Genomic DNA, 15,620 nt, shown 5'->3' with positions numbered 1-15,620 from the left:
AATGTCGCAGTTCTTGCTGAGGAGCATCGGGCGGATCGCTCGCTCGATGGTTGGCGACAAGAAGGCGAACTTTGCCGTCATGACGGCGCTGACAGCGCCATTCGCGCTGGGGCTGGCGGCCTTCGCTGTCGACGAAGGTTCGATCTACACGGAGCGCAGGGAGGCCCAGGCGATGACCGACCTGGCGGCGATCACCGCGGCGTCGAACATCAAAGATATGGAAGCCGCGGCGGTAACCACGCTCAGTGACAACCGAATGCCCGGCATCATTGTTCAAAAGCCAGGTCAGACAATCGTTCCCACGGTTGGCAAAACCGTCGTGTCGGTGACCGGCGGCCGATACTCAGCGGCGTCCTCCATTGGCGTCGACAAGCGCTTCGAAGCCGGTAAAGCGCCTTACAACGCCGTTCGCGTCACTCTGCAAAAAATCCCCGCCCGGTATTTCGCCAGTTCGCTCATCCCTACTCCGGTTGTCGGCACCGAAGCCATTGCCAGTGTGACCCCGCAAGCGATGTTCTCGGTCGGGTCCAGGCTCCTCAGCGTCAATGGCGGCATCCTCAACGCGCTTCTCAGCAAGTTGCTGGGCGCCAACATTTCGCTCAGCGTCATGGACTACAACGCGCTGATCTCGGCCGATGTAAACGTGCTTTCGTTCGTCGATGCCCTTGCCGTACAGTTGCAACTGACAGGTGTCAGCTATTCCGACGTGCTGGCGTCAAAAGCGACGGTAGGCCAGATCGCGACCGCCATGGCCAATGCGTCCGGGTCGGGCAGCGCCAGCAAACTTGTGCTGCAGACGATCGCGTCGAGGGCCACCAACACAGTCAAGATACCCCTCAGTCATCTTATCGATCTTGGCTCGATCGGTAAGCTCGGCCTCGGACAAAAGTCTCCCGGCTTTTCCGTCGACGCAAGCGCGATGGGCATGCTGGGTGCCGCCGCCTCGCTGGCCAATGGCTCAAACCAGGTCCAGGTCGATCTCGGCGCCACTATTCCGGGACTTACCGCCACCACGCTCGCCATCGCCATCGGTGAGCCAATGCAATATTCACCCTGGCTGGCCGTCGGGGAAAAAGGCACCGTGGTGCGCACCGCGCAGACGCGCATCAAGCTGGTCACCACAGTTGGCATCGGCAATTCCAATCTCGGCGGCGGCATCAGTCTGCTGTCCGTCAACCTGCCTCTGCATGTCGAAGTCGCCTATGCGGAAGCCAAGCTAACCGACATCAGCTGCCCGACGGGCCGGCCGGATAGCATCAAGGTCTCGATCGCCGCGCAGCCTGGCGTGGCCTCGCTGCACCTTGCCACCAGCGACGCCGACAACAACCCATCGGCCTTCGCCGATTTCAGCAATCCGCAATCGTTCTCCGATGCCACGATTGCACAGGTAAGCGTAAAGCTTCTGCTGCTCACCCTCAATCTGCTCGATGTGAAGGGTTCGTCATCACTTGCCATCACCAACAACGATCCGACCGCATTGACGTTCGACAGCACCGATATCGCCAACAAGACGATAAAAACTGTCGCCACAAAAAACCTGACGCAATCACTCACGACATCGCTGGTCAGCGGCCTCTCGCTCTCGGTCAATGCACTGGGCCTCGGGCTGGACGTGACGGCCCTGCTCGGAACGGTTAAGCCGGCGGTGGTAACGGTTCTGAACGGCGTGACGGCGCCGGTCGACGAACTGGTCTATAACGTGCTTGCAGCTGTCGGCGTGCATGTCGGCGAGGCCGATGTGCGGGTTGTCGGCGCGACTTGCGGGCGCTCCGTGCTCGTTCAATGAGATAATGAAATAGAGCTCAGCCGATCCGGCCGAGGAAGCAGCCCAGCGGCGGCAGCGACAGAGTTCTTTCCTGCAAGACGCCGGCAGCACCGCCAAGGTCTATCGGCTCTATCGCTTCCAGATCCGGTGGCAATTGCCAGCCGGCCGGCTCGTCGGCGAAATTGAAGACACAGAGCAGCTTTTCGTCACCGCCTTCGCGAATGAAAGCAAGGACGTCGCCTTCGGCATCGAGGAACCGGATCGAGCCTCGAGCCAGCGCCGGATGCTGCTTGCGCAAGGCCAGCATCGCCCGGTAGCTCGCCAGGACGGAGGTTTGCTCGCCGTCCTGGACGTCGACCGCCTGGGCACGATGGCTTGCCGGGACCGGAAGCCACGGCTTGCCGGTCGAAAAGCCGGCATTGTCGGCGCCAGCCTCCCAGACCATCGGCGTTCGGCACCCATCCCGTCCCTTGATTGCCGGCCAGAAGCGGATGCCGAAGGGATCGCGCAAATCCTCGAACGCCAGTTCGGCCTCCTCCAGCCCGAGTTCTTCGCCCTGGTAGAGGCAGATCGATCCGCGCAGGCAGGAAAGCAGCACGATCGAGAATTTCGCCACCCTGTCCGGATCGCCGCCCGGCCTTGTCCATCGACTGACATGGCGCACGACATCGTGGTTGGAGAACGCCCAGCAAACCCAGCCGTCGAACACCGTACTCTCGAAGGCCTCAACACAGCCACGCACATGCGACGCCGAGAATTGCGGGCCGAGCAGGTCGAACGTGTAGGACATTTGGAGCTTGTCGCCACCGCCGGTATAGGCGGCGAGTGTCTGCAAGGAACGCGTTTCGTCGCCAATCTCGCCGACAGCGGCGCGGCCTTCATATTCGTCAAGCAAGGCCCGGAAGCGCCTGAGGAAAGCAAGGTTTTCCGGCTGGCTCTTGTCGAACAGATGCTCCTGATAGAGATAGGGGCTGGTTGCCGTATTGGTGCCGGCGACGCTTTCCGCCAAAGGCGGGTTGCTGCGCACCCAGCGGTCGTGGACGTAATAGTTGACCGTATCCAGCCGGAAACCGTCGACGCCGCGCTCGAGCCAGAACCGCACCGTTTCCAGCAAGGCGTCCTGCACCTTTGGGTTGTGGAAATTCAGGTCCGGCTGCGAGGCGAGGAAATTGTGCAGGTAATATTGCCTGCGCGTTGCGTCCCATTCCCAGGCCGGGCCGCCGAAAAGCGACAGCCAGTTGTTGGGGGCGGTGCCGTCGGGCTTCGCATCGGCCCAGACGTACCAGTCGGCCTTGGGGTTGTCGTGGCTCGTGCGGCTTTCGACGAACCATTCGTGCCGATCCGACGAATGCGACAAGACCTGATCGATGATCACCTTCAGGCCGAGCCGGTGCGCCTCTGCAATCAGTGCGTCGAAATCCTCTAATGTGCCGAACATCGGATCGACGGCGCAGTAATCCGAAACGTCGTAACCCATATCCGCCATTGGCGACTTGAAGAAAGGCGACAGCCAAACCGCGTCGACACCCAGCGATGCGACATGGGCCAGCCTCGAGGTGACGCCGCTGAGATCGCCGCTGCCGTCGCCTGTCGTGTCCTGGTAGGAGCGCGGGTAGATCTGGTAGATGACGCAGCCGCGCCACCATTCGGCATTGTCAGCCATCGTGGCTCTCCCCTGCGCCCACCCGCGCGGCCCCGCGTTCGATCATGAACATGACCGTTCGCCCAGGCACCGGCCGTGAGATGTCGCCAGTATCCGTTTCGATGGCAGGGCGCCAATGAAAACCCGCCCGTTCCGGCAGCGTGAACATGCAGGCCCGGCGGTCGCCATTGATGACCACCGCAAGGCGACTGTTCTCACCGCTCCCGAGAACCATGACCAGCCGGTGCCGCCTGGCATCGTGCCAGGCGGCCTCGTCGAGCGGCATGCCGGTTTCCGTCAGCCAGGCTACGTCTGGGATTTCCGAGCCCGCAGGCGGTTCTCCGGTCAGGAATGTTGTGTCCAAAAGCGCCGGCACGGCACGACGCATCTTGGCGAGCAGAACCGTGTACAGCTCCAGCGCCCGGTCGCGCCCGGCCCAGTCGAGCCAGGTGATGTCATTGTCCTGCGCGTAGGCGTTGTTGTTGCCGCGCTGCGTGCGGCCGAACTCGTCGCCGGCCGTCAGCATGATCGTGCCGCGCGAGGCAAAGAGCGTCGCCAGCAGCGCGCACTGGTCATCGAAACGGGCCGTAACGATTGACTGGTCGCCGGTCTCGCCCTCGAGGCCATTGTTCCAGGACAGGTTGTCGTCGTGGCCATCGCGGTTCTGTTCGCCATTGGCCTCATTGTGCTTGTGCTCATAGGCAACGATATCGGCCAGCGTCATGCCGTCATGCGCGGCGATGAAGTTGATGCTGCGGCTCGTTGTCTGGCCTGGTTTGGCAAAGACATCGGACGAACCGGCAAGCCGCGTCGCCAAGGCACCGATAATGCCGCCGTCGCCGCGCCAGAAACGGCGGATATCGTCACGGCATTTGTCGTTCCATTCGAGGAAGGGTGGCGGAAAATTGCCGAGCTGATAGCCATCCGGTCCGATATCCCAAGGCTCGGCGATCAGCACCCGGTCGCCAAGAACAGGATCTTTGCGAATGGCGTTCAGCAGCGGCGCATCGGCGTCGAAAACGCCGTCGACGCGGCCGAGGATCGGCGCCAGGTCGAAGCGGAATCCGTCGACACCGGCGCGCTGGACAAAGTGGCGAAGCGTGTCGAGGACCATTTCCCGGACGACCGGATGTTCGCAGGCGAGCGTATTGCCGGTTCCGGTGTCATTGACCAGAGCGCCGTCGGCCTCGTGCCGGTAATAGGCGCGATTGTCGAGCCCGCGCAGCGACAATGTCGGGCCGAGCCGGTCGCTTTCGCCGGTGTGGTTGAACACCAGGTCGAGAATGGTGCCGATGCCGGCCTCGCGCAGCGCGGCGACCGTTCCGCGCAACTCGGCCAGACCGCCGGGCGCCAGTCGCGGATCGAGCGCCATGAAGGTCACGGGATTATAACCCCAGGCGTTGCGCAGACCGAGCGGCGGTAAATGCCGTTCGTCGATCGATGCAGTCACCGGCATCAACTCAATGGCTGCCACGCCGAGTTTTTGCAGATGCTCGACAACGAGGGGGTGAGCGAGCGCTCCAATGGTGCCGCGTTGCTTCTCGGGAATGTCCTTATGCAGCTTTGTGAACGCGCGTACCGGCACTTCGTAGATGAGGCCGCCGGACCGAAACAGAGGCGGCAAGGCAGGCAAGGGTTCCGGCAAGGCGCCAGCAATGGCTTTCGGCATCAGCGGCGCCGTGTCGGCCCCCTCACCCCGGCGCGCGGCTAGCCGGCCGTCATAGGCATAGGGCCTGTCGATCTCGACGGCATAGGGATCGGCCAGCAGCTTGTCGGGATCGAACCAGAAACCGTGTTCCGGCGCGTAGTCGCCATCGGCACGGAACCCGTATCGGGTGCCAGCGGCGAGACCGGCAACAAAAAGTGCGTGGACGCCCTCGCCTTCCGACTGGAGTTCCAGCCGGTCGATTTCGCGGTTGCCGTGTTCGTCGAAAATCGAAACCCAGATGCGCCGAGCCAACGAGGACCATGCGGCGAAGCGGATGCCGCCCTCCCCGGCAAGCCCGCCAAATCGCGGACGATAGCCGGCGGATAGTCCCGACGACATCAGGTGATGACGCTCGGTTTGGCGCGGCCGGTATGGCGGCGAATCCCGGCAATGTCGTCGGCCGCCACGATCAGATCGGCAAGTGCCTCCTGGGTGTCGAGATCGTGGCGGTTCTTGTCCGGCTCGTAGCGCTCGACATAAAGCCGCAGCGTCGCGCCCGAGGTGCCGGTGCCGGACAGGCGGAAGACGACGCGTGAGCCGCCTTCGAACAACACCCTGATGCCCTGGTTCTTGCTGACCGAGCCGTCGACCGGATCGTGATAGGCGAAATCATCGGCGCTGGCGATCGTCATGCCGCGCACGCTGGTGCCAGGCAGCGAGCCGAGCTTGGCGCGCAGCTCGTCGACAAGCGCGTTGGCACGATCAATCTCGACCTCCTCGTAGTCGTGGCGCGAATAATAGTTACGGCCATAGGCCGCCCAATGCTGGGTGACGATCTGCTTGGCGCTTTCGCCGCGCACGGCAAGGATGTTGAGCCATAAAAGCACAGCCCACAGGCCGTCCTTTTCGCGGACATGGTTGGAGCCGGTGCCCGCACTCTCCTCGCCGCAGATCGTTGCCATGCCGGCATCGAGCAGATTGCCGAAAAATTTCCAGCCGGTCGGCGTCTCGTAGATGCCGATGCCGAGCTTTTCGGCGACCCGGTCGGCAGCACCGCTGGTCGGCATCGAGCGGGCGATGCCTTTCAGCCCAGCCTTGTAGCCCGGCGCCAGATGGGCGTTGGCGGCGAGCATCGCCACCGAATCAGACGGGGTGATGAAAATTCCCTTGCCGATAATCAGGTTGCGGTCGCCGTCGCCATCCGAGGCGGCGCCAAAGTCTGGCGCATCCGGCCCCATCATCTCGTCGTAGAGGTGTTTTGCATGCACCAGATTGGGATCGGGATGATGGCCGCCGAAATCCGGCAGCGGAATGAAATTGCGGGCGGTGCCGTTGGGCGCGCCGAGCCGGTTTTCGAGGATCTCCTTGGCGTAGGGGCCGGTCACCGCATGCATGGCGTCGAAGCGCATGCGGAAGCCCGACTTGAACAGCGCCCGCAATGCGTCGAAATCGAACAGGCTTTCCATCAGTTCGGCATAGTCGGCGACAGGATCGATGATTTCGACGGTCATGTCCCCCGTCTTGACCGTGCCGATCGTGTCGATGTCGACCTGCCCGATATCGGCGATCTTGAAGCTTGAAATCGCCTTGGTTTTTTCGAAGATCGCGTCGGTCAGCTTTTCCGGCGCTGGGCCGCCATTGCCGGCATTGTATTTGATGCCGAAATCCTCATGCGGGCCGCCCGGATTGTGGCTGGCCGACAGGATGATGCCGCCAAAGGTCTTGTATTTGCGGATGACATGCGAAGCGGCCGGCGTCGACAAGATGCCGCCCTGCCCGACCATCACCTTGCCGAAGCCGTTTGCCGCGGCCATGGCGATGGCCTTCTGGATGACCTCGCGGTTATAGAAGCGGCCGTCGCCGCCGATCACCAGGGTTTTGCCCTCGAACCCGTCCAGCGCATCGAAGATCGACTGGATGAAGTTCTCGGCATAGTGCTCCTGCTGGAACACGGGGACCTTTTTACGCAGCCCGGAGGTGCCGGGCTTCTGGTCGGGATAGGGTTTGGTGGCGACGGTGCGGATCATCAGTCAGGCAGCCCTTTTCGAAAGCAGCAAGCGATAGTGTTGGACATATTTTTCGGCGCTTTTGTCCCACGAAACGTCGGCCTTCATGCCTTGCCGCTGCATCGACGTCCACACTGCGGGATTGGCATGCGCCTCGACAAGGCGGCGGACGGCGTGCAGCAAGGCGCCGGCATTGGCGGGCGCAAACTGGAAACCGGTCGCAACGCCGGCAGAGATGGCGGCTTCGTTGGCATCGATGATCGTGTCGGCAAGGCCCCCGGTGCGCGCGACCACCGGCACGCAGCCATAGCGCAGGCCGTAAAGCTGTGTCAGCCCGCAAGGTTCGAAGCGCGATGGGATAATGATGGCGTCGCTGCCGCCCTGCATGGTGTGGGAGAGTCCCTCGTCATAGCCGACGACGACGCCGATGCGGCCGCGATGGCGGGCTGCGGCGGCAAGCAATGCGCCTTCGAGCCCGGCATCGCCGGAGCCGAGGATCGCCAGCCGCGCACCTCTTGCAACGATGCCGTCGACGGCCGCCGCCAATATGTCCATGCCCTTTTGCCAGGTCAAACGGCTGATGACGCAGACGATCGGGCTGTCATCGCGATCGAGGCTGAAGCGGTCCTCGACCGCGGCCTTGTTGGGCATCCGTGCCTTGAGCGTCTTTGCGGTGTAGTTGCAAACCAGATGCTTGTCGGTTTCCGGGTTCCATATCTCGGTATCGATGCCGTTGACGATGCCATGGAGATCGACGGAGCGCATGTTGATCAGGCCGTCGAGGCCCATGCCGAATTCGGGCAAGCGGATTTCCTGCGCATAGGTCGGGCTGACCGTGGTGATCGCCCACGCCGCCTGCAGGCCGGCCTTGAGGAAGCCGACGCCGCCGTAATATTCGACGCCGTCGAGCGCCATCGCCGCCGCCGGCAGGCCAAGCTCGCCAAAGATGCCGGCGCCGAACTGACCCTGGAAGGCGAGGTTGTGCACGGTGATCATCGACGGCGTGCCGACCGCCTTGCCGTAGCGCATGTAGGCGAGCGTCATTGCCGACTGCCAGTCATGGGCATGGACGATATCGGGCAGGTAGCCCGAGATTGCGCCGCCGGCAATATCACCGCCTACCTGGCTCAAGGCCGCGAACCGCCGCCAATTGTCCGGCCAGTCGGCGCCGGTCGCGTTGCCGTATGGGCCGCCGGGACGGTCGAAAAGATGCGGCGCGTCAAGCACGAACAGGTCGAGCCCGGCGATCTGGACGGCATGCACCGAGGCCTTGCCGCCCTGCAGCAACGGATATTGCTGAACCGGCTTTTTTTTCCTGAAGGCGCCCATCACCTGAGGATAGCCGGGGACGAGCGTGCGCATGATGACGCCCTTGCCGGCCAATGCCACGGGCAAGGCGCCGGTCACGTCGGCGAGCCCGCCCGTCTTGACCAGCGGAAAGATCTCGGGCGCCACCGACAGAACCTGCATGCACTACGATCCCAGCCTGTTGATCATGTCCTGCGTGACGAGGCAGATGCCTTTTTCCGAAACGCGGAAACGCTTGGCGTCGAGGACGGGATCCTCGCCGACCACCAGACCCTCCGGGATCCTGACGCCGTGATCGATGACCACGCGCTTCAGCCTGGCGTTGCGGCCGACATGGACGTCCGGCAGCATGACGACCTCCTCCAGCGTCGAATAGGAATTGATGCGGGCGCCGGTGAAGATCAGGCTTCGCTTCAGCGAAGCGCCCGAAACGATGCAATCGCCCGACACGAGAGACGACACGGCCGACCCGCGGCGGCCATCCTCGTCATGCACGAATTTTGCCGGCGGCTTCAACTCGGCATAGGTCCAGATCGGCCAATCGCGGTCGTAAAGGTCGAGTTCCGGCGTGATGTCGGTCAGGTCGATATTGGCCTCCCAATAGGCGTCGACCGTGCCGACGTCGCGCCAATAGGCCTCGTTCTCGGCGGTCGAGCGCACGCAGGATTTGGCAAAACGATGGGCGATCGCCTTTCCGTGCTCGACGATGTAGGGGATGATGTCCTTGCCGAAGTCGCGGCTCGAGCCGGGCTCCGCCGCATCGCGACGCAATTGCTCCATCAGGAATTTGGTCTTGAACACATAGATGCCCATCGAGGCGAGCGCGAAATCCGGTTTGTCGGGAATGCCCGGCGGATCGGCGGGCTTTTCGATGAAGGAGATAATGGTGTCCTTGGGATCGACATGCATGACGCCGAAGCCGGTGGCTTCCATGCGTGGCACTTCGAGGCAGCCGACGGTGACGTCGGCGCCGGCCTCGACATGCTGGCGCAGCATCATTTCGTAGTCCATCTTGTAGATGTGGTCGCCGGCCAGGATGACCATGTATTCCGGCCCGTAGGCCTCGATGATGTCGATGTTCTGGTAAACGGCGTCGGCGGTGCCCTCATACCATTGCGTTTCCGATACACGCTGGCTGGCAGGCAGGATGTCGAAACTCTCGTTGCGCTCGGGCCGCAGGAAGTTCCAGCCGCGCTGCAGATGGCGGATCAGCGAATGCGCCTTGTACTGGGTGGCGACGCCGAGGCGGCGGATACCGGAATTGAGCGCATTGGAGAGCGCGAAATCGATGATGCGGGTCTTGCCGCCAAAATAGACCGCCGGCTTGGCGCGGCGGTCGGTCAGTTCCTTGAGCCGGCTGCCACGGCCGCCGGCCAGCACATAAGCCATGGCGTCGCGTGCCAGCGGCTGTGTTCGTTTTATTTCAGCCATTCCTATCCTCCCAGGTTAGATGCTCCAGACATAGCTCAGTCCGGGACGAATTCGAGCATGATCGTCGACAGCGGCGGCAAAAGCATCGTCGCCGAAATGCCTCCTCCTTCCGCCTGAGCCTCGACGCCGCCGCTATTGCCCTTGCCGGAACCGCCATAATCCGTGGCATCGGTGTTGATGATCTCGCGCCATTTTCCGGCGTGCGGCAACGGCACGCGGTAATTGTCGCGCGGCACCGGCGTGAAGTTGGAAATGACCGCGATCGGGTTGCCGCCCGGCGCGCTGCGCAGCCAGGCAAATACTGAGTTCGCGCTGTCGTCGACGATCAGCCAGGAAAAGCCCTCCGGCTCGCAGTCGCGGGCATGCAGCGCGGGGCGCGAGCGGTAGAGATAGTTGAGATCGCGCACCGTCTGCCAGACGCCGCGGTGGAGCCGGAAATCGAGCAGGTTCCAGTCGAGCGCCCGCCCCTCGCTCCACTCGCGGCGCTGTGCGAACTCCTGGCCCATGAACAACAGCTTCTTGCCGGGATAACCCCACATGAACGCGTAATAGGCGCGCAGCGTCGCGAATTTCTGCCAGTCGTCGCCGGCCATCTTGTTGAGCAGCGTGCCCTTGCCGTGCACCACTTCGTCATGGGACAGCGGCAGCACGAAATTCTCGCTGAAGGCGTAGACCAGACCGAAGGTGATGTCGTTGTGGTGATGCTTGCGGAAGATCGGCTCCTTGGAGAAATACTCCAAAGTGTCATGCATGAAGCCCATGTTCCATTTAAAACCGAAGCCCAGTCCGCCTTCATGCACCGGCTGCGAGACTTTCGGCCACGAGGTCGATTCCTCGGCGATGGTCATCACACCTGGATGGTGGCCGTAGACCTCCTTGTTCATACGCTGCAGGAAGCTGACCGCTTCGAGGTTCTCCCGCCCGCCCTTCTCGTTGGGAATCCATTCACCGGCCTTGCGAGAATAATCGAGATAAAGCATCGAGGCGACCGCATCGACGCGCAGTCCGTCGACGTGATATTTCTCGGCCCAGAACAGCGCATTGTTGACCAGGAACGAAATCACTTCGCGGCGCCCAAAATTATAGATCGCGGTGTTCCAGTCGGGATGGAAGCCCTTGCGCGGATCGGCATGTTCGTAGAGCGCGGTACCGTCGAACTTTGCCAGACCGTGTTCGTCAACCGGGAAATGCGCCGGGACCCAGTCGAGGATGACGCCGATGCCTGCACGGTGGGCGCCGTCGACGAAGCGGGCAAAACCGTCCGGATCGCCAAAGCGGGCAGTCGGCGCATAAAGACCCGTCGTCTGGTAGCCCCAGGACGGGTCATAAGGGTGTTCGGAGATCGGCATGAATTCGATGTGGGTAAAACCGCTCTCGACCACGTAAGGGATCAGCCTGTCGGCGAGCTCATCCCACGACAGGAAGCTGCCGTCGTCGTGAAGCCGCCATGACCCGGCATGGACCTCGTAGATCGATACGGCCTCGCGCCTGTGGTCGGCATTGCGCCAGTAGTTCCGGTGCGCCTCGTCACCCCATTCATGCGCCGGCGGCAGTGCCGTCACCGAGGCGGTGGCCGGGCGCAGTTCGGACTTGAAGGCGAACGGATCGGCTTTGAGCGGCAATCTCACGCCATCCGGCCCGATGATTTCATACTTATATGGGCGGCCTGCGCCGATGTCGGGAATGAACAGCTCCCAGATGCCGGTGTCGCGGCGGACGCGCATGGTATGCCTGCGGCCGTCCCACTCGTTGAAGTCGCCGACCACCGAGACGCGCCTTGCATTGGGCGCCCACACCGCAAAATGCACACCCGATGCACCTTCATGGTCGATGAGATGGGCGCCGAGCTTGTCGAACAGCCTGAGATGCGACCCTTCGGCGATGTAATAATCGTCCATCGGGCCGAGCACGGGACCGAAGGAATATGGATCGGTCAGCCACCAGTCACCGCCGGAATTCCTGGCGTGATAGCGCAGCGGCTGGCGTTTGCGCAGCGACAGTTTGCCTTCGAAGAAACCGCGGTCGTCGCGTCTCGACAGCTCGCCGGCCTTCTTGCCGGTCAGCGTATAGGCGGTGACGAACTCGGCATGAGGGACGAAGCAGCGGGCGACAAAGCCCTTTCCCGCCTCATGCACGCCAAGCACGGCAAACGGATCGCCGTGCGTGCCGGCGACAATCGCCGCGACATCGCCGGCTGGCGCCAGTCCGTCCGGCCCGCTTGTCGCAACGGTCGCGCGCGGCTTGCTCATCAGGCAGTGACCCTCCCCGGGCACCAAGTGTATGTTTCTAGTGGAGTTTTGAATTCGACATTCGCATGCCGCCTAACCCTCCAAGCGATGCGAGGGTCAAATCCACTCCACTAGGACCACATTGTTCGTGGCCTCATGCAATCATATCAGGCGGGCACGTGCCATATGTCTTTCGCATATTGGCGGATCGTTCGATCGGACGAGAACCAGCCGACGCGCGCGACATTGCGGATGGCTCTGGCGTACCAGTCCGGGCTGTTGCGCCAGACGGCATCGACGTCGCGCTGTGTGGCGGCGTAGGCATCGAAATCCGCGGCGACCATGAACCAGTCGCTCTGGTAAAGACCGTTGATCAGGTCGCGATAACGATCCGGATCGTCAGGTGAAAAGACTCCGGATGAAACCGCGGCCAGCGCCTGCGCCAATTCAGGCGATCCCTCGATCACAGCGCGCGGATCGTAACCATTGTTGCGTCGTTCGGCGACCTCATCGGTGGTCAGGCCGAAGATGAAGATATTGTCGTCGCCCACGCATTCCTTGATCTCGACATTGGCGCCGTCGAGCGTGCCGATGGTCAGCGCGCCGTTCAGCGCGAACTTCATGTTGCCGGTGCCGGACGCTTCCATGCCGGCGGTCGATATCTGCTCCGAAAGATCGGCGGCCGGCATCATGATCTCGGCAAGGCTGACATTGTAGTTCGGCACGAACACCACTTTCAGCAAGCCGCGCACCGCCGGGTCGCGGTTGATGACCCGGGCGACGTCATTGGCAAGTTTGATGATCAGCTTGGCGTTGTGATAGCTGGGCGCCGCCTTGCCGCCGAAGAATTTGACGCGAGGCATCCAGTCGCGCTCCGGATGCGAGCGGATCTGGTCGTAAAGCGCGACCGCTTCGAGAATGTTCAAGAGCTGGCGCTTGTATTCGTGGATGCGCTTGACCTGGATGTCGAACAGCGCCGATGGGTCGACCTTGATGCCGAGCCGGTCGGCAACGAGCTTGGCAAGCCTCGCCTTGTTCGCCCGTTTGACGGCGGCGAACTTGTCGCGGAAGGCGGCGTCCTCAGCGAAAGGATCAAGCCGCTTTATCTCGTCGATGTCGTCGAGGAAGCCGTCGCCAATCGCCTCTCGGGTGAGTGCAGTGAGGCCGGGATTGCACTGTATCAGCCAGCGCCGCGGTGTGATCCCGTTGGTCTTGTTGTTGATGCGATCCGGGTAGAGCCTGTGGAGGTCGGCAAACACCGTCTCCTTCATCAATTCCGTGTGCAGGGCAGAGACGCCGTTGATCGAGTGCGAGCCGACAAAGGCCAGATTGCCCATGCGCACGCGGCGATCGCCATTTTCCTGGATCAGCGAGATGCGGCTGATCTGCTCGTCCGAGAACTGGTCGGAGGCGCGCGCCTCGAGCAGCACTTCGGCGTTGATGGCGTAAACGATCTGCATGTGGCGCGGCAACAGCCGCTCGAACAGCGGCACCGGCCAGCTTTCCAGCGCTTCGGGAAGCAGCGTGTGGTTGGTGTAGCCGAAGGTGCGCTTGGTGATGCTCCAGGCCTGGTCGAAATCCATGCCGTGGACATCCATCAACAGGCGCATCAGCTCGGCTACGGCGATCGCCGGATGGGTGTCGTTGAGATGGATCGCCGCTTTGTCGGGCAGCGATTGCAGGTCGCCATACTGGCTGAGATGACGCTGGACGATGTCCTGCAGCGAGGCGGTGGAGAAGAAATACTCCTGCCTGAGCCGCAGCTCCTGGCCGGCCTTGTGGGAATCGGCCGGGTAAAGGACGCGCGACAACGCATCGGCCTTGTTGCTTTCGGCGAGCGCGCCGATGTGATCGCCGGCGTTGAATTTGTCGAGCAGGATCGGGTCGACCGGCATGCCGGACCACAGACGCAGCGTGTTGACGCGGTTGGCCCGCCAGCCGACAACCGGCGTATCATAGGCGACTGCCAGAACATGTTCGGTCGGCTTCCAGACGTGGCGCTCGAGCCGGCCGTCGTTCGACGTGACCGATTCCACCGAGCCGCCGAAGCCGACCTCGAAGGAGCGTTCGCGGCGCTCGAACTCCCAGGGATTGCCGTGATCGAGCCATGTCTCGGGCAGCTCCACCTGCCAGCCGTCATGGATCTCCTGCCGAAACATGCCGTTGGCGTAGCGGATGCCGTAGCCATGCGCGGGGATATTGACGGTCGCCATGCTTTCCATGAAGCAGGCGGCGAGCCGGCCCAGACCGCCATTGCCAAGGGCAGCGTCCGGTTCGAGCGTAGCAATGATGTCGAGGTCGACGCCAAGCGACGACAGCGCCTCGCGCATATTGTCCATCAGGCCGAGATTGGAGAAGGCATCGCGCATCAGGCGGCCGATGAGGAATTCCAGTGACAGGTAGTAGACGCGCTTTTCCTGCTGGGCGTAGGCCTCTTGGGTCGCCTGCATCCAGTGATCGACTATGCGGTCGCGTACAACCTTGATTGAGGCGGTGAGCCAATCGTACTGGGTTGCAACGTTGGTGCCCTTGCCGACCCTGTATTTGAGGGCTTGCAAGACTTCCTCGGCGAGCGTCTTGGGATCCGGGTTTTTGAGCGTGGGCAGAGGAGCTTCGGTTGTCATCGCGCGCGTCATGCTGCCTCTCGTGACGTTGCCAGGATCATGCGGCTTTCACCATCTCTGCCAATGCTAGTGCATCCCACCGGATGTTCAATCGATTCGGGTGATCGCAAGCCGGGTTGCCCTGCGGCAATTTGGCATTTGGAAACAGCGCGTTTGGGCCCTCGGCGATGGCCTCAAGTTCTTGCTCAAGCCGCCAGCGCCGCTTCCGGCGGCACCTTGGCGCCGGTCATGAAGGCGACCGCGTCGGACATCGTATACTGCTTCGGATCGATGACGCACAGGCGACGGCCGAGCCGGTGAATGTGGATGCGGTCCGCCACCTCGAAAACATGCGGCATGTTGTGTGAAATCAGCACGATCGGCAGGCCTCGCTTCTTCACGTCGAGGATCAGTTCGAGGACGCGGCGGCTCTCCTTGACGCCGAGCGCGGCCGTCGGCTCATCCATGATCACCACCCGGCTGCCAAAGGCGGCGGCGCGCGCCACCGCCACGCCCTGACGCTGGCCGCCGGAAAGCGTTTCCACGGCCTGGCTGATGTTCTGGATGGTCATCAGGCCAAGCTCCGTGAGCTTGTCGCGGGCGCGCTTTTCCATCGCCGGGCGGTCGAGCATGCGCAGCCATTCGCCGAGGAACCCCGGCTTGCGGATCTCCCGGCCGAGGAACATGTTGTCGGCGATAGACAGCGCCGGCGACAGAGCCAGGTTCTGATAGACCGTCTCGATGCCGGCCTCCCGGGCCTCCATCGGCGACTTGAACGCAACGGGCTTGCCTTCAAGTCGTATCTCACCTTCGTCGGGCACGACCGCGCCGGAAATCGCCTTGATAAGCGACGACTTGCCGGCGCCGTTGTCGCCAATGACGGCAAGGATTTCGCCCGGATAGAGGTCGAAATCGGCGTTGTCGAGGGCGGTGACGCGGCCATAGCGCTTGACCAGACCGCGCGCGATGAGGATGGGTTCCTGGGTCAT

The 15,620-nt window shown here is 62.6% G+C and carries 9 protein-coding genes; 1 reads left to right on the top strand and 8 read right to left on the bottom strand.

Features of this window, described 5'->3' with window-relative positions; all coding sequences use genetic code 11:
- Position 1: 1 nt before the first annotated feature.
- Positions 2 to 1,786 carry a pilus assembly protein TadG-related protein gene (locus NKJ32_RS05680; protein ID WP_352591550.1) on the top strand — a complete coding sequence of 595 codons (1,785 nt, stop codon included), beginning with the start codon at positions 2 to 4 and terminating at the stop codon, positions 1,784 to 1,786.
- Positions 1,787 to 1,802: 16 nt separating this feature from the next.
- On the opposite strand, the gene bglA is transcribed toward NKJ32_RS05680, so the two are convergent.
- The 8 genes from bglA to NKJ32_RS05640 form a co-directional block, all read right to left on the bottom strand.
- Positions 1,803 to 3,428, bottom strand: coding sequence for a beta-galactosidase BglA (gene bglA / locus NKJ32_RS05675; protein WP_352624584.1), 1,626 nt, complete (start codon positions 3,426 to 3,428; stop codon positions 1,803 to 1,805).
- Positions 3,421 to 5,454, bottom strand: coding sequence for a glycogen debranching protein GlgX (gene glgX, locus NKJ32_RS05670; protein WP_352591544.1), 2,034 nt, complete (start codon positions 5,452 to 5,454; stop codon positions 3,421 to 3,423). The genes bglA and glgX overlap by 8 nt, the downstream gene beginning before the upstream one ends.
- A complete protein-coding gene (locus NKJ32_RS05665; RefSeq protein WP_352591541.1) occupies positions 5,454 to 7,082 on the bottom strand; it encodes an alpha-D-glucose phosphate-specific phosphoglucomutase in 1,629 nt (542 codons plus the stop codon). The genes glgX and NKJ32_RS05665 overlap by 1 nt, the downstream gene beginning before the upstream one ends.
- A gap of 3 nt (positions 7,083 to 7,085) precedes the next feature.
- Positions 7,086 to 8,531: a glycogen synthase GlgA gene (glgA, locus tag NKJ32_RS05660; protein ID WP_352591538.1), complete on the bottom strand. Its 1,446-nt coding sequence runs from the start codon at positions 8,529 to 8,531 to the stop codon at positions 7,086 to 7,088.
- A gap of 3 nt (positions 8,532 to 8,534) precedes the next feature.
- Complete coding sequence (gene glgC / locus NKJ32_RS05655) at positions 8,535 to 9,800, bottom strand: glucose-1-phosphate adenylyltransferase (protein ID WP_352490794.1); 1,266 nt, start codon at positions 9,798 to 9,800, stop codon at positions 8,535 to 8,537.
- 35 nt (positions 9,801 to 9,835) lie between these two features.
- Positions 9,836 to 12,049 (bottom strand): 1,4-alpha-glucan branching protein GlgB, encoded by a 2,214-nt coding sequence (glgB, locus tag NKJ32_RS05650; protein ID WP_352591535.1) that lies wholly within the window; start codon positions 12,047 to 12,049, stop codon positions 9,836 to 9,838.
- A gap of 146 nt (positions 12,050 to 12,195) precedes the next feature.
- Complete coding sequence (locus NKJ32_RS05645; protein ID WP_352591532.1) at positions 12,196 to 14,664, bottom strand: glycogen/starch/alpha-glucan phosphorylase; 2,469 nt, start codon at positions 14,662 to 14,664, stop codon at positions 12,196 to 12,198.
- A 173-nt stretch (positions 14,665 to 14,837) separates the two neighbouring features.
- Positions 14,838 to 15,620 carry an ATP-binding cassette domain-containing protein gene (locus NKJ32_RS05640; RefSeq protein ID WP_352470952.1) on the bottom strand — a complete coding sequence of 261 codons (783 nt, stop codon included), beginning with the start codon at positions 15,618 to 15,620 and terminating at the stop codon, positions 14,838 to 14,840.

This window comes from Mesorhizobium sp. M0159 (assembly GCF_040322295.1).
Taxonomy (GTDB): domain Bacteria; phylum Pseudomonadota; class Alphaproteobacteria; order Rhizobiales; family Rhizobiaceae; genus Mesorhizobium.
The sequence above is the reverse complement of the archived record's forward strand: the minus strand, read 5'-3'. Positions and strand labels throughout refer to the sequence as shown.

Excerpts from the sequence above, each read along its gene's own strand:
- NKJ32_RS05665 (WP_352591541.1), bottom strand. The coding sequence starts at position 7,082 with ATGATCCGCACCGTCGCCACCAAACCCTATCCCGACCAGAAGCCCGGC.
- NKJ32_RS05680 (WP_352591550.1), top strand. The coding sequence starts at position 2 with ATGTCGCAGTTCTTGCTGAGGAGCATCGGGCGGATCGCTCGCTCGATG.
- bglA (WP_352624584.1), bottom strand. The coding sequence starts at position 3,428 with ATGGCTGACAATGCCGAATGGTGGCGCGGCTGCGTCATCTACCAGATC.
- glgX (WP_352591544.1), bottom strand. The coding sequence starts at position 5,454 with ATGTCGTCGGGACTATCCGCCGGCTATCGTCCGCGATTTGGCGGGCTT.
- NKJ32_RS05645 (WP_352591532.1), bottom strand. The coding sequence starts at position 14,664 with ATGACGCGCGCGATGACAACCGAAGCTCCTCTGCCCACGCTCAAAAAC.
- NKJ32_RS05640 (WP_352470952.1), bottom strand. The coding sequence starts at position 15,620 with ATGACCCAGGAACCCATCCTCATCGCGCGCGGTCTGGTCAAGCGCTAT.
- glgA (WP_352591538.1), bottom strand. The coding sequence starts at position 8,531 with ATGCAGGTTCTGTCGGTGGCGCCCGAGATCTTTCCGCTGGTCAAGACG.
- glgC (WP_352490794.1), bottom strand. The coding sequence starts at position 9,800 with ATGGCTGAAATAAAACGAACACAGCCGCTGGCACGCGACGCCATGGCT.
- glgB (WP_352591535.1), bottom strand. The coding sequence starts at position 12,049 with ATGAGCAAGCCGCGCGCGACCGTTGCGACAAGCGGGCCGGACGGACTG.